The sequence below is a fragment of the Bacillus salacetis genome (genome assembly GCF_003581585.1).
In the GTDB taxonomy this organism is placed as follows: domain Bacteria; phylum Bacillota; class Bacilli; order Bacillales; family Bacillaceae_B; genus Rossellomorea; species Rossellomorea salacetis.
Map to the genome: position 1 here is coordinate 32,336 of NZ_QXIR01000027.1, position 21,910 is coordinate 54,245.

Here is a 21,910-nt window from a genome sequence, read left to right on the forward strand (position 1 = left end):
CTGTCCTCACTAGTGATTCAGTCAAAAAGGACAGCCTCTCCGGACTAATGTCTGTATAGGGATAGGTTAATTAAAGCTGTAAAGCAATTCCTTTACTGATTTTGATTGCCTTTCCCTTTTTGGTCATTTTTGTTGCCTTTGTTTTCGTGACTGTTCCCCTTATGGTGTTCTTTTTTGTTTGCTTCCTTTTCAGCATGTTGTCTTTCTTTCTTTGCTGCCTGCTCCGCTTTTGCGTTTTTCTTTTCTGCTTCCTGCTTAGCTTTCAATTCCTCTCTGACTGCTTGACGTTCTGCTTTGACTTTCTCTCTTTCTGCCTCTTGTTGTGCCTTTACTTCTTCTTTATCAAATTTACGTTCTGCTTTAATTTTCTCTTTCTCTGCTTTTTGTTGTGCTTTCGTTTGTTTGTGCTCAGCCTTTATTTCTTTTACAGGTTTCTGCTTTAGAATAGGTGCCGGTTCTTTCTCATCATCCTTATCTGTAGAGATGTCTTCTGTACCATTTGTGGTATCATCCACTGTTTCTGCTTCAGATTCACTTTTTGTTTCTTGTTCAACAAGCTTGGCCATTTTTTCTGCAAGTCTGACATAGCTTTTTTCAATATTTTTAAGAAGTGCTGCTTTTGCAGTAGGATTCTTCACTTTTTCCATAGCAGCTTTAAGAGCTATGATATTTTGAGCCAGTAGTTCTTCAAGTTCATCCTCGGATTCTGTTTCTGCTTGCTCAGATCCCCCCATATCTTCTTCGGTTCCTTCTTTGTCAGAAATCACCTCATCGGTTGTTTCCTTCTCCTCTTCTCCCGACTTTTGGTCATCGCCTTTTTCATTATCTGCATCTTTCATTGTTTCCAGTGCTTTTTCTATTGTTTCTACTGCTTTCTCTTCTACTCCAGCATCGAATAATGCTTGTGCTTCATCAAGTCGTTCAGCTGCAAATTCTGCTAAGAGCTGTGCCTCTTTCACATCATCCGCAGTAAATGCAAGCTTGACTTTCTCTATTGCCAGCTTGGCAAAATAAAAGAAATCTCCCGGAAGTAATGAAGGGGATTCCTTTTCTTCTTGCAATGACTCCATTTCTTCCTTGACTGATTCCATAACCATGTCATCATTTGCAATTACATTGGATTGGGTTTCAGTGTTCTGTTGGAATTCTACCTTTTCAAATGACTCTGCATCATTCCCATTGGCATATGCGTGTGTACTTGAAAATGAAATAGCACCTGCTGCAAGTATGGCTAATGATGTTCTTGTTACCTTCGACTGTTTGGACAATGTAGTTCACCTCATAAATTGTTTTCAAGCGATCGCCTCATTACAAGGTTACGGAAACTTAAACTTTCTTTTGGGGGTCATTTAAGGTTATCTATTTCAGCACCTGAAATCAGGTAGTTAGTTGGAGAGAAGGAAAAACCCCCGGTTTTCAAATCTAGACGGATAGCACCATGTAATGGGCTCCTTTTCTCCTAAAGAAGATAAAAAAAAGACCTCTCCCATTACTGGTAAAGGTTTTAAAGCTAAATTTGTATTTTTTCGGCTACCCCTATTTATTGCCACTATAATGGCAGAGGATATATTGTATTAACAGACCCGCCCCTACCCCGGGCACTACACAAAGCATCGGAAAGAAAATTGGGCCGATGAAAATATCATTGATATATATCTTTTGTGAAACCATCAGGCCCGTTGTGACGGTATAAGCCGAACAAACAAAAGGAAGAAATGAGTACTTATCCCTTTCTCCCTCGGCACTTTTGAAAGCATCCCACATTGCAAACATATATAAACAGGGATAAAACATCAACCATTGATAGTCGATCACTTCAGCAGCCATCCTGGTTTCACCAAGAAAGCTTAAGCGTATCGCTTCATTGAAATTACTTTGGACATTGATTAGGAATTCCAATATCACGAAAAAAATCCCTTTGACTACTGAATTGATCAAAAGCTGCGGAAATCCCGGAAGAGCTATACTCCATAAGATGGCTTCGAGTTTATTTATTTTTTTGTTAGGCATATACTCTCATTCCATCTCCTCCAAATTACATGCTGACCTTAGTTTGCACAGAGATGGAACTCTTATTACTTTTATTTACATATCAAGAGCAGAGGAAAGTTAATCCACCTTCACATGATATTGCGGATTTTCACAATTCGCCTTATAGAACCCGACCATACTTCCTACTGTTTGCAAAAAATCGGTACAGACAATTCCTGCCGGCTCGAGATCCCTGATGGTGGCTGTACAGTCAAATGTACCTTTCCAGGCAAAATAGTCCAACGCTTCCCTTTCCACACGCAAAAATTTACGCACCGGCGCCAGCTTAAGGGATGAAGAGGCTAACCTTAGAGGGATCCTTCCGATTGGTTTTTTCCTGTTCATTTCCCACAGAATCGAACGGTAGATGTCATTGACTTTATAGGGATGCGGATCTGTCAGGTGATAGGTTTTCCCTTCTCCTGAAGGTAGATGCCCCAAATATATGGATGCGCTTATTATGTATTCAACAGGGACGATATTCACTACACTTTCTCCGTCCCCAATTGCTGGGATGACAGGCAGGAAGGAGAGCCTGCGGAACATGTTCATGATAAAATAGGGACCATCAAACTTGCTTGTTTCACCTGTATCAGATTTACCTTTGACAATTCCAGGACGGATGATGGTGACAGGCAGGCGTTTTTTCACTTCCTCCACAAGGATTTCTGCTTCAAATTTCGTTTCTTCATAATGGTTATGAAATGATTCCGGCCTTTCCAGTTCTGTCTCCAGCAACGTCCCTGTCCGTGTACCGGCAATGTATGCTGGGCTGAAATATACATACCTCTTCAGGTTCATCAGCTCTTCACAGAAATGATTCATATTAAGGGTGCCAGTCACATTGACCCTATAGGCAGTCTCATATGCCACCGACAGATCATATATTGCAGCCAGATGCCAGACAAAGTCTATATTCCGCTTTAGAAATTCTTTTTTCCCATCCTCTAATCCAAGTCCTTTCTGGGTGATATCTCCTTCTAGAAGGATGATTTTTTTTGACATACCGGCTTCCTTTTCTAATTTTTTGGCTGCGGCCAATGCTTTTGATTTCATGGAAGGAAGATGAAGGCAATATAGAACATTTTCGTCACTTTCCTTTAAAAGCCCAATAATCAATTCATTGGCAATGAATCCAGGGAAACCAGTTAAGAAATAGTTGGCCATATTCTCACCTCTGTTATTTTTTTACATCGCCAAAAAGCAAAAAAACCTCAAGATTGAACGAAAGCTGGATGTTCAATCTTGAGGTGGAAGGACAATAGGGAATTGTTATTCTTATTTTACAATTATTTATATGCTCTTCTTTTTCTCTTCATTCTTCTGGTATTTTTATCAAACAGGCTGTAGATGACCGGTATGACATACAGCGTCAATAATGTGGAACTCAATAGTCCGCCGATGACTGTGATCCCCATTGGCTGATTGATTTCTGTCCCCTGTCCGATACCCAGTGCAAGAGGCAGCAATCCAAGTATGGTAGTCAGGGCCGTCATCAGGATCGGGCGTGCCCTGTCTTTTACCGATTCGACAATTGCTTCATAACTGTCCGTACCGTTTGCTTTCTTTTGGTTGATATAATCAACGATAACTATCGCATTATTGACAACAATACCAGCAAGCACAATCACCCCTATGACCGCCGAGATACTGATAGGTGTCCTGGTCACCGTAAGTGCCAGCGCCACGCCGATTACCATCAGAGGAACAGTAAACATGATGACAAATGGATATTTGAATGACTCGAACTGTGCCGCCATGACAATGTAGACCAGGACAATCGCCAAGCCGATGGCCAGGATCATGTCATCGATTGAGTCTTCCAAGAGTTCCCTGTCCCCTGAGAATGTTATCTCAGTTTCGTCCGACAGATCCAGCTCCGCAATCTCTTCATCAACGATCCTCGAGATCGCTCCCAGGTTCGTTTCAGAGGAATACTTCAATGTGAATTGCACAGAACCCTGCTGGTCGATCCTTTGAATGCTGACAGGTCCTTCTTCAATACTGAAGTCGACTATTTGATCGAGCTGGACGAATTGTCCTTGTGCATTTTGGACCTCCAGCTTTTTAAGGCTGTCAAGGTTCTCAGTGATTTCCCTGTCGTAGCGGACAAAAACCGTCAAGACCTCATCGTTTTCGGACACAATCTGAGCAGCGGGTACACCACGGGTTACCTCATTGACCGTCTGGGCTATCCCGGCAGGCGAAAGACCTTCCTCCAGTGCTCTTTCCCGGTTTACTTTCATCTGCACTTCCTGGATCAACTCATTCTGATCGGTGGATACATCCGTAACATATTCTGCAGACTGAAGCTTTTCTTCAATCTGTGTAACAGCTTGGGTAAGCCTCTTATTGTCTGTGTCCCTTACATTGAATGTAAGCGTCTGCGGACTTTGCCCGGATGTGGACTGCAGATTAAACCCTACAGTTGCCGTTTGATTCTGTTCACGCGCAGCATCCTCAACAAGTGGTTTCAATTCATCCACAAGCTTGAATACTGAAATGTCCCTTTCTTCAAGAGGATCCAATTTGACGTATATTTCAGCTATATTTCTGTTTGACTGGCCCCTGAATGACTGTTCCTGGTTTGTCCCTGTCAAAGAAACATAAACATCGATCGCTTCTTCTTTACCAAGCTCTTCTTCAATGGCTTGGACAACAGAATTCGTTTCTTCCAGAGATGAACCATTTTCCAGCTTTACATTCATACTGAAAAATCCTTCATCCGTCGCTGGCAGGAATTGTGTGCCCACAGTCGTCAATCCGAAGGTCCCGACAGCAAGGAAAATGGTGGTGATCAATAGTACTGCCCATCTGTGTTTCAAGGACCAGTGAATGCTCCTCTCAAAAGTATTCATGGACTTGGATCGCCTTCTGATCGCCTCGTGATTCCCTCTGGCAGTTTTCAGCATCCTGCTTGCCAGCATGGGGATGACTGTCAATGCCACCACCAGGGATGCAAAAAGGCTGAACGAAATCGTCAAGGCAAACTCAGTAAAAAGCTGCCCGATCAAACCTGAGATGAATACAACCGGCAAGAAAACGGCAACAGTTGTCAGGGTAGACGCTGTAATGGCTGTGCCCACCTCTTTCGCCCCGTCTCTTGCAGCCTGCTTTGGATCTTTTCCCATTGAAAGATGGCGGTAAATATTTTCAATGACTACGATTGCGTTATCCACCAACATTCCGATCCCCAATGCCAAAGCACCAAGAGTCATGATGTTAAGAGCAAAATCGGCAAAGTACATAAGCACAAACGTAACAATGACTGAGTATGGAATCGCCACACCAATGATCAGGGGGCTCTTGACATTTCTCAGGAATAAAAACAGCACCAGCATAGCAAACGCGCCGCCGATAATAAGGGAGTTCGCTATATTGCCTATTGCATCTTTAATGTAATCACCCTGGTCGAACAGAATGTCAGCCTCAATATTATTATACCGTTCCTGGTCCATCAGCTGATTGAGTTTTTCCTGAAAGGCGTCCGAAACTTCAGCTGTATTGGCATCAGATTCCTGCAAAACACTCAGCAGGACCGCATTATTCCTGTCCGCTCTTGTAATTGTGCTGCTTTCCTGCTTTCTCTGTTCGACTTCCGCTACATCGCCAAGCACTATATTCTTGCCTGTCTGTGGATTTTTACCCATGACCAGGCCGGCAATTTCCTCCGCATTGGCGAGTTCGCTTATGACCCTGGTCGTTAGTGTCTTATCGTCGGCAGTAATCGTATCTCCGGGCATGGTGACATTATTTGCCCTGATGGAATTCACAATATCGCTCTGGGTCAGCTTGTATTCTTTCAGCTTTTCCTGATCGAGTTCAATGGCAATCTCGTCCGCATTGACCCCCGACACATTGACGCTTGCCACTCCCTCTGCCTTTGTCAGTTCCAGCTTTAAATCATCCGCAAGATCCTGGATGTTGTCCCCTTCCCCCGTTTCTTTCAGGGAAACCTGAATGATCGGAAATTGAGCAGGATCAAATTTCAGGAACCGGGGATTTTCTGCATCGTCCGGCAGTGGAACGCCATCGAGCCTTTGGAGAACCTCATCCTGTATTTCATCAATAGAAGTAGTCCATGAAAACTCGAGGAGGATGAAGTTTGATCCTTCTCGTGAAGTCGATTGGATATTTTTTATCCCAGGCAGTGTCGCCAGGCTGTCTTCCAAGGGCTTAGTCACCTTTTCAACAACCTCAGTCGGACCCGCACCTTCATAGGTAGTCACTACCACTCCAACAGGCGGATTGATATCAGGAATCAATTTGAGAGGTATTCTAAGGAGTGAGACACCTCCCAATATCAATATCAGGAACATTGTCACAATGGTAAAAACCGGTCTCCTGATGGAAAAATCACTTATTTTCATCCAAAATCTCCTTCCCTGAAAAGCACAGCCTTCAATCGACTATTTTCTTAAGTTACACCTACTATAATTCTTGTCCCCCCGTCTATCAACATTTAAGCTTCTCTACAACACATTTAGTATAGGAGATTCAAGGAAAAAAGATGCAACCCGGACTGAGACCGGGCAAGGGCAAAAAGAAAAGAGGCATATGAATCAGCCTCCTCGAAAAGTATTATATGATGACAGGGATTCTTGCTTCTTTTGCCGGCTTGCCAATATAGTAGCCCTGGGCCAAATCTATCCCAATTGCCCGGCAATAATCCAATTCTTCTTTTCTTTCAATTCCTTCCGCAAGCACCCGGATACCCAATTCTTTCGAGATATGGGCTGCTTCCTTAAGAAATGACTGCTTTTCTGCCATCGTGTCACATTGATCTATGTAAGATCTGTCAATTTTTACGTAATCAGGCTTCAGCTGGCTCAGCATCTCAAGTGTTGCAAACCCTGCACCCACGTCATCAAGCGCCACTTTCATCCCTTCTCTTCTGTAAACCGCAAAGACACTCTTCAAATGGTCGACATCTGCAATTTTTTCTGTCTCCACAACTTCGAATACGAGATCAGCCGGATCCACTCCATATTTCTCTACAAAATGGAACGTATGCTGAAGACAGAATTCTGGGTTGTAGATCGTCGAAGGAAGGAAGTTGATAAAACTTTTTATGCCGCTCTGCAGCTGATCTTTCCTGCATCTGATCGCCGTTTCACGCGCTCTCTGGTCCAATAAGGAATGAAGCCCTGTCTCATTTGCTGTTTGGAATAAACGCCCCGGTGATATCTGGATTTCATTGTCATCCGACCGAAGCAGCGACTCATACCCATATACCCTGTCATTCCGCAAGTCCATTATTGGCTGAAAATGACTGACCAGCCTTCCTTGTTGGATGAACTCAACGGCCTCGCGATGATCCACTCTTGTTTTGAAATCCTTGAAGGGGATGAGCCTAAGGTTTTTAATTTCTTCAGATATGCCCGCTTCCCACTGGCTGACCGCAGGTGAGTATTCTTCCATCACCTTGAGCAGTTCCTGCAATTCACTGAATGACTGATACTTGAAATGGTGTGTGTCGCTGCTTCTGTTTGAGCTTTCTTTCTTAAATGGGAGGCCGCTGAATGAAAGCTCGTCCTCACCTCTTATGGTCAGATATCCCTTTTCATAAAAAGGAATCGAGACCCCGCAGTTTACGCATGTGTTTTTCATCCGCTTTGTTCTCCTGTTCTTATGATTTATTTTATCGTACTATTTTACTAGTTTTATTGTAACATTAGTAGGTTGATTAAGCTTTTTTCGGGCTCCTTGCCAGAAAAGTTTTTCTAAAACACTGTTTTTTGGAGTTCGTTGCCTTGAAACTCATCTTCAAGACATTTTTAGGACGCTGTTTTGGTGGTCTTGTCCTTGAAATCCTTTTTCAAGACACTTTTGGTTGCCTTTTTTGGGGTTCGTGTCCTTGAAACTCATCTTCAAGACACTTTTGGGTCGTTTTTTTGGTGTTCGTGTCCTTGAAACACTTCTTCAAGACACTTTGGGTTGCCTTTTTTGGGGTTCGTGTCCTTGAAACTCATCTTCAAGACACTTTTGGGTCGTTTTTTTGGTGTTCGTGTCCTTGAAACACTTCCTCAAGACATTTTTGGTTGGCTTTTTTGATGGTCGTGTCCTTGAAACCCTTCTTCAAGACACTTTGGGTTGCCTTTTTTGGGGTTCGTGTGCTTGAAACTCTTTTTCAAGACACTTTTGGGTCGTTTTTTTGGGGTTCGTGTCCTTGAAACTCTTCTTCAAGACACTTTTGGGTGCCTTTTTTGGGGTTCGTGTCCTTGAAACCATTTTTCCATTACAATTTAAGCTTTTCAACATAATAAGCATGATTTCTAATACCTATCATTTCAAAGTTTGTTAATAGAACTTTCCTAACCGTTCTTTTGTCCTCAACCACCCCGCAAAACTCATAGATCATCCCCGTAGTCACTTTCTCACCCGGAAACAAAAGCCTGAACTCTTCTGTTGTCCGCAATATCGCGGCGGCAGTCGTTTCTTTCTTTTTGCAGTAAGAACAAATAAGCCATCGTCCAGTAACCGACTGAAAGAAACTGCGGCAATGAAGACAAATAATTCCTTTCCGTAGGTTTTCAAATTGATATGGGGGGAGCCTTCTGTATGGATCTTCTTCAATATCCATCGACAAAAGTTTCTCTGCCAGCCTCTGGTCTTCTTTGCGAACGATCATCGAACGGTTTAGGATTTTCTCCAAGAATCTGGACAATTGAGGGAAGTAGATAATGGACGTATCAGGCGGTGGATTATAGAGGTAAAAGCCAGGGTTGATAAAGATGAGGAATGATTCGACCCTGTGCTTGAATCCTGACTGCCGGGTCTTCTGCCGGATAAGTGAATCTGCTCTTTGTATTTGAAGTAAAGGGTTTTTGATTTCTTCTCCGGAAGGGTCGAGCCACTTATCGTCCTTGATTCTATAATCTCCTTCAAAGTTCTTCACTTCGAAGTTGAAGATAGTGTTAGAGCCGAGGGCACAGGAGTCGATTTGAAAAGTGGAGCCTTGATGGTCAAGCAGCAGATCATTCAGGAAAACCATTTTTGGTTCCAGGGGAAGAGCCCATTCATCAAACATCAATTCTCCTTGATAACCTTTTTGCTGGGAAGCCAGAATCCTCTTCTTTTCTTTGGGCAAATGTGTCCGGGAATCCAGGGATCTTAGTATCTGCGTTTCTTTTTTTTTCCTTTCGTTCTTTCATTATCAATACACACCTCTCCTTTCTGCACCATTTTATACCAGTTAACTATTAAACGCTACAAAAAAAGAGAGAGAGCATCTGCTCCCTCTGTTTCCTGTTTTTATAATAAGCTGTACAGCTTGATATCCGGATTTTTATCCTGGAACCATCTCATGGCAAAGTCATTTTCGAAAAGGAACACGAGGCGGTCGTGTCTGTCTTTGACTAGGATGCTGCGTGAACTGGACATGGATTCTGTAACGTCTGCTTCATTTTCGATCCAGCGGGCGATCTTCCCTCCGATGTTTTCCATGATGACATCAACATTGTATTCGTTTTTCATGCGATGTTCGAATACCTCATATTGGAGCTGGCCCACGGCACCGATAATGATGTCTTCTGTACGCAGTGTTTTGTACAGCTGAATGGCACCTTCCTGGACAAGCTGATGAATCCCCTTGTGGAAATGCTTCTGCTTCATGACGTTCTTCGCCGTCACCCTCATAAATAGTTCCGGGGTGAACTGCGGCAGTTTCTCATACTGTATGTTTTCTTTCCCTTCGACGATCGTATCGCCGATTTGATAAGTGCCTGTGTCATACAAGCCGATGATATCCCCGCTGACAGCTTCATTCACAGTACTCCGGTCATCCGCAAGGAATTGGGTAGATTGGGAAAGCTTGATTGACTTTCCAGTCCTGGAAAGGGTAACGTTCATCCCTCTCTCGAACTTGCCTGAGCAGATTCGGACAAAAGCGATTCTGTCCCGGTGTGCCGGGTTCATATTAGCCTGGATTTTGAATATGAATCCTGAAAATTCTTCTTTTACAGGATCGACCGGACCCTCTTCTGATTTTCTCGGCTGAGGGGATGGTGCGAACTGCAGGTAGGTTTCCAGGAATGTCTGAACCCCGAAGTTTGTCAAAGCACTTCCAAAGAATACAGGGGTCAGTGTACCATTCGCTACTTTCTCCTCTGAAAAGTCATTGCCGGCTTCATTCAGCAGCTGAACGTCTTCCAATGCCTGTTGATAAAGTCCTGAAGACTTCAATTCAGCATCTCCTATCAATTCACCGTTCTCATCGAGCGGAAGGAACCTTTCTTCGTCCCCCACGCGGAACTGTTCAATCCGGTTATAGTGTCTGTCATAAATCCCAAGGAATTCTTTCCCCATACCAATCGGCCAGTTCATCGGATAAGATTCGATTCCCAGAACTTCTTCGAGCTCTTCAAGGACTTCCAGCGGCTCCCTGCCTTGGCGGTCAAGTTTGTTGATGAAAGTGAAAATAGGAATTCCTCTCATGCGGCAAACTTTAAACAGCTTTATGGTCTGCGCCTCTATCCCTTTTGCCGAGTCGATGATCATGACTGCGCTGTCCACTGCCATGAGGGTACGGTAGGTATCTTCACTGAAATCCTGGTGACCAGGTGTATCAAGTATATTTACACGGTAACCGTCATAATCGAAAGCCATGACAGACGAGGTTACCGAGATTCCTCTTTGTTTCTCGATCTCCATCCAGTCAGAGGTTGCAAACTTACCGGTCTTTTTTCCTTTGACTGTACCCGCTGCCCTAATGGCGCCGCCAAAAAGCAGCAGCTGTTCCGTCAATGTCGTCTTCCCGGCATCTGGATGCGATATGATAGCAAAGGTTCTTCTGGAAAGAACTTCATCTTTTAAATTCGTCATTGAAATATAACCCTCTCATCTATAAAATCTCACGTTTTCATCATATTCTTTCCTATTCTCATTTGCAATATAAACATGGAGCCCATACTACATTTCCCTTGTCCAATTGAAAATCCTTTGAGCCAATTCCCCTGCTTCTTCCATGGTCCCTGCAGCAGGATACAGAGACTTTTCCAGGATTTCCTTTAGATTCTCGGTTTCGTATGTGAAATCAGCCGACCATCCCACATCTGGAACGGCGACCATAAAATATTCTTCTTTCTTATTTTCATAAATGAATACCTTGCGTTCCTTCCCGCCCGCAAGACTTTTTCTTATTTTCAATTTCATTACTCCTTTTCATCTTGACATTATCTCAATTCATGGGTAATTAAATCTGAATAAAAATATAGCCGAATTCACTCGGATAAAAAAAATGAAATTCTCCATAATAATAGTGATTAAAAATTTCCAAAACTCATTAAAGGGTTTACATTAAGTAAATTTTAAAGTAATCTTACTAACCTAGCAAGAATATTACATAAGAGGTGAGAGGTTTGCAGTATATTTGGGGTATTATAGGTATTTTGGTCGTTTTGGCGATCGGATTTATTTCCTCAACGAATAAACGATCCATTAATTGGAGAACCGTCCTTGGAGGACTGGCGATTCAGCTTTTCTTTGCTTTCATAGTATTGAATACGGGCTGGGGCCAAGATGCTTTGCAGAACTTTACAAAAGTTGTCAACAACATCATCAATTATTCTAATGAGGGAATTAACTTCCTTTTCGGCGGGCTATATACGAAAGAATCGAACATAGCGATGGTCTTTGCATTCAACGTTCTGCCTGTCGTCATTTTCTTTTCCTCGTTGATTTCCGTTTTGTATTATCTGAAAGTCATGCAGTTCTTCATCTATATTCTCGGAGGAGGCCTTTCCTGGCTTCTTGGCACTAGAAAAGCTGAATCGATGTCAGCAGCTGCCAATATATTTGTTGGACAAACAGAAGCTCCTTTAGTTGTACGTCCATTCCTTCCAAAAATGACTGAATCCGAATTATTTGCAGTCATGACAGGCGGACTGGCGTCTGTTGCCGGTTCGGTATTGATCGGTTATTCACTCCTCGGAGTGCCGCTTGAATACTTGCTCGCAGCCAGTTTCATGGCAGCACCTGCGGGTCTGGTGATGGCTAAACTGTTCATACCTGAAACAGACACGGCTCCTGAACCTAAGGAGTTTGAAATGGAAAATGATTCTGATTCCACAAATGTCATAGATGCCGCAGCGAAAGGAGCCTCTGTCGGACTTCAATTAGCTTTGAATATCGGGGCAATGCTTCTTGCATTTATCGCTCTAGTTGCATTGATCAATGGTATTCTTGGTTTTGTCGGAGGATGGTTTGGAGCAGACAACCTGTCGCTTGAGCTTATCCTTGGCTATGTCTTTTCTCCGCTTGCCTTTGCAATTGGGGTTCCGTGGAACGAAGCTGTTCAGGCTGGTAACTTCATTGGCCAAAAGCTGGTCATCAACGAATTTGTCGCTTATTCAAACTTTGCTCCAGTTATGGATGAGATGTCACCTAAGACGGCTGCCATCATCAGTTTCGCACTGTGCGGTTTCGCCAACTTGTCTTCACTCGGCATCCTGCTTGGCGGGCTTGGCAACCTTGCACCGAACCGCCGCCAGGATATCGCGCGCCTCGGCTTAAAAGCAATTGCCGCCGGGGCATTGGCATCATTATTGAGTGCAGCCATTGCTGGTATGTTTATTTAATAGAGGCTGTTTTCGCATTCATTGTTGCTTTCTGAAAAATCCCAAGAGCCGGATTTTTCCCCTGTATTCCAATGTCCTTCACTCGAAGGGAGAGTAGCTCTTTTCTTTCTTGTTTACAGGGATTTTTCGGTGAATAACCAGGATATTATTTGAAAAATAAATTAAATAGCAACAAAGTTGACTTAAAGAGCCTGATAGAAGGACCGCAGATGAATAATCTGCGGTTCTTTTTATTTGCCTTTTGCTTTCTATCTTATCTTTTTTTATACTTGTAGAAGGAGTAAAGGAGATTTTTTGATGTTAAAGATAAAGAAATTTAAGATTATAGGCGGCAGGATTATTAAGACGGCAATTGCCGTTTTTTTGACGGCGTTGATCTGTTTCTGGCTCGAACTTCCACCTGCTTTTGCCGTTATTACTGCCATCGTTACCATTGAGCCAACTGCAGCGGACTCCATTAGAAAAGGCCTTGTCCGCTTTCCGGCATCCGCAATAGGTGCGGGGCTTGCCATGCTGTTTACGTTCTTTTTTGGCGATACCCCGCTGTCTTACACACTCGCTACATTATTTACGATTGTCATTTGCCTTAAGCTGCGCCTTGAGGATGGAATGCTGGTGGCCACCCTGACAGCTGTTGCAATGATTCCAACTACTCATGACCACTATCTTTTGTCCTTTCTTTCACGGTTGGAGACTACGAGTATTGGCCTGATCGTCTCAACCCTGGTCAATATTTTTGTATTGCCGCCTAATTATTCACCGCGGATCAGTACAATGACTCATAATTTATTCGTCAAAACGGGCAATCTGCTTGAAGCAAGGATTATTGAATTGGTATACGGCAATAAATCCGAAGCCAGGACCCGCTTTCTATTCGAGGAAGTCAATAAGTCGATGGATACGATAGAGAAATTGTGCCGTTATCAACGGAAAGAATGGAAATATCATCGGTACAGCAGAAAAGATATGAAGGTTTTCCATTATGAAAACAAGAAGATGAGCATACTCAGGCAGATCCATTACCACTTAGGAAACTTGATGCTCCTTCCTCAGCATGATATCAATTGGAAAGAAGAGAAACAGAAAAAAATTATAAATGCTGTACAATCACTGGTTGAAATCATCCAGGATCCAAAGCACATCATTTCCGATGAGCACTACAATAAGTACAAAGAATTACTTGAAGAATTCTGGCATGTCAGAGGGGAATTAAAAGAGGTCAAAGAAACAGATCACCACCACTTCTTTTCTTCAGAGACAATACTGCTCTATGAATTGCTCTCCATTCAGGATTTAACAGAAGAATTATCGCACATATATGCAATGCAGCAACGAAACGATACAGTATTGATGCAGGCTCAGGAACAATAATTTCCAGTGAGGCTTGATGGGCTTAAACTGAGAAAGTACAGATGGAATATTTCTACTGACACCATTCGCAATACACCCTAGCGACATCGACTATAGAATGATTTTTAACATTCATTGCGTGATATCCATTCAGCAGCCTCATATTCAGTAACCTGGGAATTTTTTAGTCAAGCTGCTGTCTCCATACCACTATAAAAGGCTGGAGTTTCACAAACTCCAGCCCTTTTTCTGTTACATCCCGTATTTTTCTTTGCAGCGCTGAATGGCAATTTCTTTATCGCTGTGCGGGTATTTAGTATTTTCGATGATTTGATAATCCTCATGGCCTTTACCAGCAAAGATAATGATGTCGCCGGGCTCACTTACATCGACCGCGTGTTTGACCGCTTCTTCTCGATCTCCAATCAACGCATAGTTTTCATGCAGCATTCCCTTTCCAAGATCATTGACGATGCTGTCAAAGCTTTCAAAGCGGGGATCATCAGTAGTCAGGATGACATAATCGGCAATGGATGCTTTTTCTGCCATGGAAGGGCGCTTTGATTTATCCCTGTTGCCCCCGGTCCCCACTAGAAAAATGATCTTTCCTTCTTTGAATGGAAGAACAGACTGAATGGCGTTTTCAATCGCATCTGGTGTATGTGCATAATCAATATACATCGATAAAGGGGCATCCGAAATGACTTTTTCCATCCTTCCGCTGACTGGAGGGAGCTCCCTGATGATTTCCACCAGCTTTCCGACCGGCATCCCTTTAGCATATAAAGTCGCCATTGCCGCGAGGATGTTATAAACATTGAATTTTCCCAGAAGCTTCGATTCCACCTCAAAGGCACCTTCAGGAGAATGCAACCTGAATGTCGTCAAGTCGTTATAGTATTGAATGTCTTCAGCCTTAAAATCTGCATAAGCTTCCAGGCCGTAGCTGATGACTTCATGGGCGGTCATGCTTGAATATCGTTCATACCATTCATCATCGCTGTTCAAAACAGCGTATTTGGAATCGGACAAGTCCTGGCCGAGCTGTGAGAAAAGCAGGCCTTTGGCATATCCATAATGCTCCATGGTTTGATGATAGTCCAGATGGTCATGGCTGAGGTTGGTAAAGGTGACCACATCAAAATCAACCCCCCACAAGCGCCCAAGGGAAAGTCCGTGAGAAGAGACCTCCAGGACCATATTCCCAATATCCCTGTCCAATGCCTTCTGGATCATTTCCTGGTTGGTCATGACATCACAAGTGGTGTTTTCACTTGGAAACAATTCTCCATCGAGGTCAAACCCGATTGTCCCTGACAGCGCAGAACGCTGGCCGTCTTTCCGCAGAATGGCATGGATAAGGTTTGTAACAGTTGTTTTGCCGTTGGTTCCCGTGACGCCTATCACGTTCATCTTCCTTGAAGGATAATCATAGTACCTATTGACAAGCAGTGCCATGGCTTTAAATGTGTCCTTAACCACTACGAGGGCAGCTTTTTCCAAATCGATGTCCAGCTGCTTTTCGGCGATGATTAACACCGCGCCTTTTTCCACTGCATCATTGGCGAAATCATGGCCGTCCACTGTAAATCCCCTTGTGCAGATGAAGACATCGCCTTCCCTGACTTTACGGGAGTCAACGTGCAGTTTTGAAATATTGGAAGGAAGTTCACCATAAGTGGTCCTCACTTTTAAGCTCGATAATAATTCATATGTATTCATTTTCAATAACCTCACAATGTGTTGAAATCAATTATCTTCTATTTTATATTACCACCGGTAAATTGAGAAGAAAAAGAGCCCACTTTCCTAAAAAGCAAATTCAGCCATTGAAATGGTTCCCAAAAGATGGAGCACTCCTGCCATTCCTGCCCGTCGTTTCCTCAGCAAAGTATATTGACGACAAAATCGCTTCTTCCACGGATTCAGCCACTCCCTGAAAAATCTTATTCATGACAGGGTGGTCTTCCCTGATTGTTTTGACACTTTCGAATAGATCTCCCTGTGTATGGTTCACCTGATTCTCAGTGGTGAAAGCTATGACGATATCACCGCTTCCATGGTGGATATGGCTCCCCGACCTGGAAAGTCCTACACTAGCCCTTTTAGCCAGTCTTTTCAGCTGTCTGTCTGATAACGGGACATCTGTGGCAAGAATGATCATAATCGATCCGTCAGGCAGCTTTTCGCCTGCCGGTTTTAATTTATTTTCAAGGAACCGGTTTTCCTCTCTTCTGCCAAAATTGGTCTGCACCAGGGCGGCGACTGTAAATTGGTTTCCTTCGGCTTCTATAAGTCTCGAGGCAGTTCCGATCCCTCCTTTAAACCCTAAGCAAAGAGTACCGGCACCTGCTCCTGCAGCTCCATTTTCACATGGACTGCTGCTCGCCGCCTTGATTACTTCTGCGGCATGATACGGCTGAACCGCCTGAAGCCTTACAGAGTTAAGGAAGCTGTCATTGCATTCACCTACGACAATATTAATTGAACCTGCGCTTTCCCCTATCTCAGGTGTGTTTTCGAGCATATAGTCCATTGTTCCCTGCCAAACATTTCCAACTGAAAAAGTATTGGTCAGCATGATGGGTGATTCCAAAAGCCCCAATTCATCCACTTGGATCAGCCCGGTTGTTTTCCCAAAACCATTGATGACATAGCTAGCGGCACGTACTTTATGTTGGAATAAATTTTTGCCGTGAGGCAGCACGGCTGTGACGCCTGTTTGCACTTTCACACCATTACCTTTGTCCTCAGACAGAGTGATATGACCTGCCTTCACTCCGGCTACGTCTGTAATACAATTGTTTTGGCCCTTAGGCAATACGCCTATTGAAAACAAAGTATTCATCCCTTCACCTCTTTATTCCTTTTCTAGTTATTACCATCTTCTTATTTTATTTAGAATAATTCAAGTTTTTTCCCTATTATATTTCTTTTGAAATGAAATCTAAATGGAGCTCTGCTTTTCCCGGCAGAGATCTATTACAAACATTTCCTCCGTTATAGCATATTGACCGGTGATCATGGACCTGGTTTATATCCGAGAGGACTTTCTATCGTGTATACAATCACACGAACTGACCCAGGGTAATATCCGTCCATCCTGTTATATGCTGTTTTTAAATGGCTGTTTTCACATTAATTGTTGCTTTCGAAAAAATCCCAAGAGCCGGATTTTTCCCATGTATTCCAAGGTCTTTCACCCCAAAAGGGTAGAGTAGCTCTTTTCTTTCTTGTTTACCGGGGGTTTTTCGGTGAATTACCAGGATATTATTTGAACTATATAGTAAATAGCAACAAAGTTTACGAAAAGAGCGTTTTAAATAGCAGCGAGATGGGGAGGAAAATGCCGTAAAACAGAAAAGAAGCCAATCATTCGGATCGGCCTCTTTGTGTTTCTGCTTTTACTCAACCATTTCTGACTGAACATAATGGTATAGAAGTTTCTCTGTGTTATACAGGGATGTTTCATGCGTTCTTTCATATGCATGGGAAGCATCAATCCCCGCTCCTACCAATCCATGAATGATATCATGGCCGGAACGGATGGCAGCAGATGCGTCCGAGCCGTAGTATGGGTAAATATCCACTTTGTACTCCAGGTCATTTTCTTGTGCAAGTTTCACCAGATGCTGCCTCAGGCCAAAGTGGTAGGGACCGCTTGAATCTTTCGCACAAATCGAAACAGTATATTCATCTGAAGACTGTCCATCCCCAAGTGCCCCCATATCTACCGCAAGATATTCCACCGTCTCAGGGGTGATATTGGAGTTTCCGCCGTAACCGATTTCTTCGTTATTAGAAATGAGGAAATGAGTTGTATATGGAAGCTTGATATTGTCTTCTTTGATTTTCTTTATCAGCTGAAGAAGCATTCCCACACTGGCTTTGTCATCGAGATGCCTTGATTTGATATAACCTGTATCTGTGATTTCTGCACGAGGATCAAAGGAAACAAAGTCTCCTACTTCTATTCCTAGCTCCCTTACCTCGGCGGGGTTTGAGACTCTTGCATCAATACGGACTTCGATATTCACATCGTCACGCTTTGCCTCGCCTGCATTTTTGTAAACATGTACAGAGGTTTGATGCATCAGGATTGTCCCGGTAAATGTTTTTCCGGAAGAAGTTTCAATTGTGCAGTACTCCCCTTCCACTGCATTCCATCGGTAGCCGCCAATCATGGAAAGCCTCATGCGGCCATCACCCTTGATTTCTTTCACCATTGCACCCAGCGTGTCTACGTGGGCAGTCAGCATACGGTGCCTGCTGTCATCCTCCCCCGGTATTGAGACGATCAAGCCGCCTTTTCTGTTCCTGTACATTTCATAACCGGCCGATTTCAGATAATCCTCCACGAACGATATAATCGTGTTTGTATTTCCGGAAGGACTCGGGATTGAAACCAGCTGTTCAATAAGTTCCATAGTGTTTTTGGTGTTTGGATATGTAGTCATCTATCTATTCTCCTTTCCCCTTTTCTCTCATTATAGCCCAAAAGGGGAAGAGTATGAAAATTTCCGCTATTGTTCAATCCAACTTTTTACACTTTTTCTTTATCTCTGTTGTTGAATGGGAAAAACCAAAACGAGCTGCATCCGGGTGAAGAACCCGCATTATCCAAACAAATTAATAAGTTTGTTTGGCAATCTGCCTTTTATGCCAAACTGCCGTTAAATTTGAAGGAATATGACATTTTTAATCGAAGTCTGTATAGGAACAGCAATTGTATTCATTTCAGGAGGGATAAATATGGGAGAAGATAAAGAGCCAACTATTTTTGATAAAGATATACATACAGATTTTTTGGAGAAGATGACTTATGGTGATTACCTTCAGCTGGATTCACTCCTTTCAAGCCAGAAAAGGCTTTCAGGGCATCATGATGAAATGCTGTTCATCATCATCCATCAGGTAAGCGAATTGTGGATGAAGCTTATCCTGCATGAGCTTGAGGCGAGTATTGTTCTAATAAAAAAAGGAGAACTTTCCCTGGCATTCAAGATGCTTGCAAGGGTGTCAAAGATTCAATCCCAAATCATCCAGGCCTGGGATGTACTGTCTACTTTGACTCCAGCTGAATATATGGAATTCCGTGAAAAGCTCGGCCAGGCATCCGGCTTCCAATCCTACCAATATCGAATGATTGAGTTCAAGCTTGGCTACAAAACTAAGCATGTACTGGAAATCTATAAAAAGGATCAAAAGCTTCACGGGGAACTGCTGGAAGCGTATAAGAAGTCGGGCATTTACGATGCAGCCATCCTGGCGCTGTCAAGAGCAGGATTGGATATCCCTGATGAAGTGCTGAACAGGGACTATACCTCTCCTTATGAATATCAACAATCAGTAGAAGATGCCTGGATCACTGTATATAAAAATGTTGAAACATACTGGGACCTTTACGAGCTTGCCGAGAAGCTGATCGATATAGAAGACTGGCTTCAGCAATGGCGATTCCGGCATATGAAAACAGTCGAGAGAATCATCGGGCACAAAAAAGGGACAGGAGGATCATCAGGGGTCGGCTACCTCAAAAAAGTCCTTGACCATCGATTCTTCCCTGAACTTTGGGATGTACGCACCAAATTGTAAACAAAAAAGAGGGCTGCTTTTCATATTTGAAAAGCAGCCCTCTTTGGTATGATCTGAGAGGGATTCGAACCCCCGACCCCATCCCTGTCAAGGATGTATTCTCCCGCTGAACTATCAGATCGTGTTATCAGCATTTTTGCTACATACTCTATTATATGAAAAAATCCGCACTTGTCAATACACTCTTTACTATTTTTATTCAACAACGGAATAAAAGAACGGATGTTCGCGTAAACTGAGACTACTTATCTTCTGTTAAAAGGAGACACTCCTATGGAAAAGATTTTGAAGAGAGCTTTTGCGGACAATACACAAGTGGAGATTATTTACAGAACCGAGGAGAATGTTTTTACCCAGCGATCCATCCTGATCATGAAAATCGAAAAAGATCATATCAGGGCATTTTGCTGCATGAGGAAGCAGTTCCGCACGTTCAGGACGGAAAATATTCTTGCTGCCTTTCCCAAAGGCTGTTTCCGAAAAAATCCCTCAACCTGGAATGTTCCAAGGTACGGAAAAATTGATTTATGATATAGGGATTGAGCTTTTTGTAATTGGCATTAGTCAATCAACAATTGCGAATATACCCTTCCCTGAAAATCAATACAAGGCAGATAGATATCCAACTTAAGAAATCCCCCGTACATTTAACGGGGGAATCTGCTATCCGATGATTTCCTCTTCATCGTGTGCCTTGATTTGTTCATCGCTGAATTGTTCCTCTTCATCCCGCAGCCTGTGGGCTATCCTTGACGCTGCGTTGGCTGCAATGCTTGCCACCATGTCGTCCAGGAAGGTGTGGATACCTTCTCCGTTCTTTGTATCGAGGTCGCGGATTACACCGATTTTATTTTTATCAAGATGGCCGAAGGTAGTAACGGCGATACTGCCATACCCAAGTGCAGCTCCCAGGGCAATGGTTTCATCGACCCCGAACAGGCCTTCATCCGTCTCGACGATTGATTGCAGCGGTTCCGAAAGCTGTTTCTTCTCTGCCAGGACATCCAGTTCAATCCCAACAAGTATCGCATGCTGGATTTCCCTCTTTAGCAAGACCTTCTCAACACTCTCTATGCAATCCGACATTTCAAGCTCCGGATGATAAGGGTATTGCATTTGAAAGACGATGTCTGCTATATCTTCTACCGAAACACCTCTTTCCTCGAGTTTCTGTCTGGCTGCATATGTAACATCTTTAGAATGTACGATTTTAGACATGATTCCCCTCCTAAGTTAACCTATCCTTTTTTCACATTATACTGACACTTCACCGAATATGAAACTGCCAACCTCTTATACTTTTCACAAAGACCTGACCTTTAAAACCTGCCGGGGTAAAACAATGGATGATGTGAGCGGTTGCAGGGATTTTAAGAAATAAATATGGTACAATCTTTTTTGGAAGGCTTTTCGCAAATGCCTTGAAAGAATAACCCAGTAAATTGAACAAACTATAATATAAGGAGGTCACTTATAATGTCAGCTTCTAGAGGAACGATCAATGAAATAAGCCTCTTCAGTAAAGAATTGAATGAAGAAATTAACATGCTTGTCTATTTGCCTCCTTCCTATTCGCCATTATATAAATATTCTTTATTAATCTGTCAGGACGGGAAGGATTATTTCCAATTAGGAAGGCTCCCAAGGCTGGCTGATGAATTGATCGGCAATCAGGAAATTGAAAATATGATCATCGTTGCAATCCCCTATAAGGATGTCCATGACCGCCGCAGGAAGTACCACCCGGACGGTGAAGAGAATGCGGCCTATATCAGGTTTTTAGGCCATGAACTAGTGCCATACCTTGATGAACAATATCCTGTGTACCATATGGGGATGGGAAGGGCACTGATAGGTGATTCACTTGGTGCTTCTGTATCTTTGATGGCCGCATTAAAATATCCTAATACTTTTGGAAAGGTCATCCTCCAGTCACCTTTTGTCAATGATAAAGTCCTTGACGCAGTAAAGCGGAATGGACAGCCTCATCTATTGGATATCTACCATATCATCGGGAAAGGTGAAACCGAGGTCAAGACCACAAACGGGGAAACCGCTGATTTCCTGAGCCCGAACAGGGAGCTTCATGAACTGTTTGAGAAAGAGAATTTCTCCACCTTTTATGAGGAATTCGACGGAGACCATACCTGGAAGCATTGGCAGCCAGACTTAAAGCGTGCGCTAAAGCATATGTTCTCATAAGACATCAGAAAGTATGGCATAATAATTATTGTCATTCTAATTCATTTTCCATTTACTTTTCGGCACCTCTGAATGGATGCCTGGCAGGGAACAATTCAGAGGCTGGCAAAGCTTCATGAATTGTTTTCCCAGGCAAGATATATGAAGAATGACTG

General features: G+C 43.1%; 18 protein-coding genes and 1 tRNA gene. 5 read left to right on the plus strand and 14 right to left on the minus strand.

What is annotated here, in order from left to right; translation table 11 throughout:
* Positions 1-92: 92 nt before the first annotated feature.
* The 9 genes from D3H55_RS17165 to D3H55_RS17200 all read right to left on the minus strand — a co-directional run bounded on the left by D3H55_RS17165 (position 93) and on the right by D3H55_RS17200 (position 11,178).
* The gene (locus D3H55_RS17165) at positions 93-1,268 is read right to left on the minus strand and encodes a DUF5667 domain-containing protein (RefSeq protein ID WP_119548551.1); all 1,176 of its coding nucleotides are present in this window, start codon (positions 1,266-1,268) and stop codon (positions 93-95) included.
* A 268-nt stretch (positions 1,269-1,536) separates the two neighbouring features.
* Positions 1,537-2,010, minus strand: a complete 474-nt coding sequence (locus tag D3H55_RS17170; RefSeq protein WP_119548552.1) for a hypothetical protein — start codon at positions 2,008-2,010, stop codon at positions 1,537-1,539.
* Between the two features lie 99 nt (positions 2,011-2,109).
* Complete coding sequence (locus D3H55_RS17175) at positions 2,110-3,198, minus strand: SDR family oxidoreductase (protein WP_119548553.1); 1,089 nt, start codon at positions 3,196-3,198, stop codon at positions 2,110-2,112.
* 122 nt (positions 3,199-3,320) lie between these two features.
* The gene (locus D3H55_RS17180; RefSeq protein ID WP_119548554.1) at positions 3,321-6,401 is read right to left on the minus strand and encodes an efflux RND transporter permease subunit; all 3,081 of its coding nucleotides are present in this window, start codon (positions 6,399-6,401) and stop codon (positions 3,321-3,323) included.
* A gap of 211 nt (positions 6,402-6,612) precedes the next feature.
* A complete protein-coding gene (locus tag D3H55_RS17185) occupies positions 6,613-7,641 on the minus strand; it encodes an EAL domain-containing protein (RefSeq protein ID WP_119548555.1) in 1,029 nt (342 codons plus the stop codon).
* Between the two features lie 628 nt (positions 7,642-8,269).
* Positions 8,270-9,061: a nuclease-related domain-containing protein gene (locus tag D3H55_RS17190; protein ID WP_119548556.1), complete on the minus strand. Its 792-nt coding sequence runs from the start codon at positions 9,059-9,061 to the stop codon at positions 8,270-8,272.
* On the minus strand, positions 9,054-9,185 hold the full coding sequence (locus tag D3H55_RS25305; protein WP_276310252.1) for a hypothetical protein: 132 nt from the start codon (positions 9,183-9,185) through the stop codon (positions 9,054-9,056). Before D3H55_RS25305 ends, D3H55_RS17190 begins: the two co-directional genes overlap by 8 nt.
* Before the next feature lie 100 nt (positions 9,186-9,285).
* Positions 9,286-10,854: a peptide chain release factor 3 gene (locus D3H55_RS17195; protein ID WP_119548557.1), complete on the minus strand. Its 1,569-nt coding sequence runs from the start codon at positions 10,852-10,854 to the stop codon at positions 9,286-9,288.
* 87 nt (positions 10,855-10,941) lie between these two features.
* Positions 10,942-11,178: a YueH family protein gene (locus D3H55_RS17200; RefSeq protein ID WP_240628641.1), complete on the minus strand. Its 237-nt coding sequence runs from the start codon at positions 11,176-11,178 to the stop codon at positions 10,942-10,944.
* A 212-nt stretch (positions 11,179-11,390) separates the two neighbouring features.
* On the opposite strand from D3H55_RS17200, the gene D3H55_RS17205 reads away from it, so the two are divergent.
* Together D3H55_RS17205 and D3H55_RS17210 are read left to right on the plus strand one after the other, a co-directional pair.
* Positions 11,391-12,608, plus strand: a complete 1,218-nt coding sequence (locus tag D3H55_RS17205; protein WP_119548559.1) for a NupC/NupG family nucleoside CNT transporter — start codon at positions 11,391-11,393, stop codon at positions 12,606-12,608.
* Between the two features lie 297 nt (positions 12,609-12,905).
* Entirely contained in the window at positions 12,906-13,979 is a 1,074-nt protein-coding gene (locus D3H55_RS17210) for an FUSC family protein (RefSeq protein ID WP_119548560.1), read from the plus strand.
* A 231-nt stretch (positions 13,980-14,210) separates the two neighbouring features.
* Here D3H55_RS17210 and D3H55_RS17215 read toward each other — a convergent pair whose 3' ends face one another.
* The 3 genes from D3H55_RS17215 to D3H55_RS17225 all read right to left on the minus strand — a co-directional run bounded on the left by D3H55_RS17215 (position 14,211) and on the right by D3H55_RS17225 (position 18,415).
* Positions 14,211-15,680: a UDP-N-acetylmuramoyl-L-alanyl-D-glutamate--2,6-diaminopimelate ligase gene (locus tag D3H55_RS17215; RefSeq protein ID WP_119548561.1), complete on the minus strand. Its 1,470-nt coding sequence runs from the start codon at positions 15,678-15,680 to the stop codon at positions 14,211-14,213.
* 100 nt (positions 15,681-15,780) lie between these two features.
* Entirely contained in the window at positions 15,781-16,806 is a 1,026-nt protein-coding gene (locus tag D3H55_RS17220; protein ID WP_119548562.1) for a DmpA family aminopeptidase, read from the minus strand.
* Between the two features lie 556 nt (positions 16,807-17,362).
* Positions 17,363-18,415 (minus strand): M42 family metallopeptidase, encoded by a 1,053-nt coding sequence (locus D3H55_RS17225; protein WP_119548563.1) that lies wholly within the window; start codon positions 18,413-18,415, stop codon positions 17,363-17,365.
* A 295-nt stretch (positions 18,416-18,710) separates the two neighbouring features.
* Here D3H55_RS17225 and kynA point away from each other — a divergent pair, with 295 nt between their 5' ends.
* A complete protein-coding gene (kynA, locus tag D3H55_RS17230; RefSeq protein WP_119548564.1) occupies positions 18,711-19,553 on the plus strand; it encodes a tryptophan 2,3-dioxygenase in 843 nt (280 codons plus the stop codon).
* A 49-nt stretch (positions 19,554-19,602) separates the two neighbouring features.
* Here kynA and D3H55_RS17235 read toward each other — a convergent pair.
* Positions 19,603-19,674 (minus strand) — tRNA-Val (locus tag D3H55_RS17235).
* Positions 19,675-19,826: 152 nt separating this feature from the next.
* Between D3H55_RS17235 and D3H55_RS17240 the strand changes: the two genes are divergently transcribed.
* Positions 19,827-20,084: a hypothetical protein gene (locus D3H55_RS17240; protein WP_119548565.1), complete on the plus strand. Its 258-nt coding sequence runs from the start codon at positions 19,827-19,829 to the stop codon at positions 20,082-20,084.
* Positions 20,085-20,216: 132 nt separating this feature from the next.
* Here D3H55_RS17240 and D3H55_RS17245 read toward each other — a convergent pair whose 3' ends face one another.
* A complete protein-coding gene (locus D3H55_RS17245; protein ID WP_119548566.1) occupies positions 20,217-20,771 on the minus strand; it encodes a phosphatidylglycerophosphatase A family protein in 555 nt (184 codons plus the stop codon).
* 258 nt (positions 20,772-21,029) lie between these two features.
* Here D3H55_RS17245 and D3H55_RS17250 point away from each other — a divergent pair, with 258 nt between their 5' ends.
* Entirely contained in the window at positions 21,030-21,755 is a 726-nt protein-coding gene (locus D3H55_RS17250; protein ID WP_205685505.1) for an alpha/beta hydrolase, read from the plus strand.
* Positions 21,756-21,910 lie beyond the last annotated feature (155 nt).

Excerpts from the sequence above, each read along its gene's own strand:
- D3H55_RS17170 (WP_119548552.1), bottom strand. The coding sequence starts at position 2,010 with ATGCCTAACAAAAAAATAAATAAACTCGAAGCCATCTTATGGAGTATA.
- D3H55_RS17175 (WP_119548553.1), bottom strand. The coding sequence starts at position 3,198 with ATGGCCAACTATTTCTTAACTGGTTTCCCTGGATTCATTGCCAATGAA.
- D3H55_RS17180 (WP_119548554.1), bottom strand. The coding sequence starts at position 6,401 with ATGAAAATAAGTGATTTTTCCATCAGGAGACCGGTTTTTACCATTGTG.
- D3H55_RS17185 (WP_119548555.1), bottom strand. The coding sequence starts at position 7,641 with ATGAAAAACACATGCGTAAACTGCGGGGTCTCGATTCCTTTTTATGAA.
- D3H55_RS17190 (WP_119548556.1), bottom strand. The coding sequence starts at position 9,061 with ATGTTTGATGAATGGGCTCTTCCCCTGGAACCAAAAATGGTTTTCCTG.
- D3H55_RS25305 (WP_276310252.1), bottom strand. The coding sequence starts at position 9,185 with ATGAAAGAACGAAAGGAAAAAAAAAGAAACGCAGATACTAAGATCCCT.
- D3H55_RS17195 (WP_119548557.1), bottom strand. The coding sequence starts at position 10,854 with ATGACGAATTTAAAAGATGAAGTTCTTTCCAGAAGAACCTTTGCTATC.
- D3H55_RS17210 (WP_119548560.1), top strand. The coding sequence starts at position 12,906 with ATGTTAAAGATAAAGAAATTTAAGATTATAGGCGGCAGGATTATTAAG.
- D3H55_RS17215 (WP_119548561.1), bottom strand. The coding sequence starts at position 15,680 with ATGAATACATATGAATTATTATCGAGCTTAAAAGTGAGGACCACTTAT.
- D3H55_RS17220 (WP_119548562.1), bottom strand. The coding sequence starts at position 16,806 with ATGAATACTTTGTTTTCAATAGGCGTATTGCCTAAGGGCCAAAACAAT.
- D3H55_RS17225 (WP_119548563.1), bottom strand. The coding sequence starts at position 18,415 with ATGACTACATATCCAAACACCAAAAACACTATGGAACTTATTGAACAG.
- kynA (WP_119548564.1), top strand. The coding sequence starts at position 18,711 with ATGGGAGAAGATAAAGAGCCAACTATTTTTGATAAAGATATACATACA.
- D3H55_RS17240 (WP_119548565.1), top strand. The coding sequence starts at position 19,827 with ATGGAAAAGATTTTGAAGAGAGCTTTTGCGGACAATACACAAGTGGAG.
- D3H55_RS17245 (WP_119548566.1), bottom strand. The coding sequence starts at position 20,771 with ATGTCTAAAATCGTACATTCTAAAGATGTTACATATGCAGCCAGACAG.
- D3H55_RS17250 (WP_205685505.1), top strand. The coding sequence starts at position 21,030 with ATGTCAGCTTCTAGAGGAACGATCAATGAAATAAGCCTCTTCAGTAAA.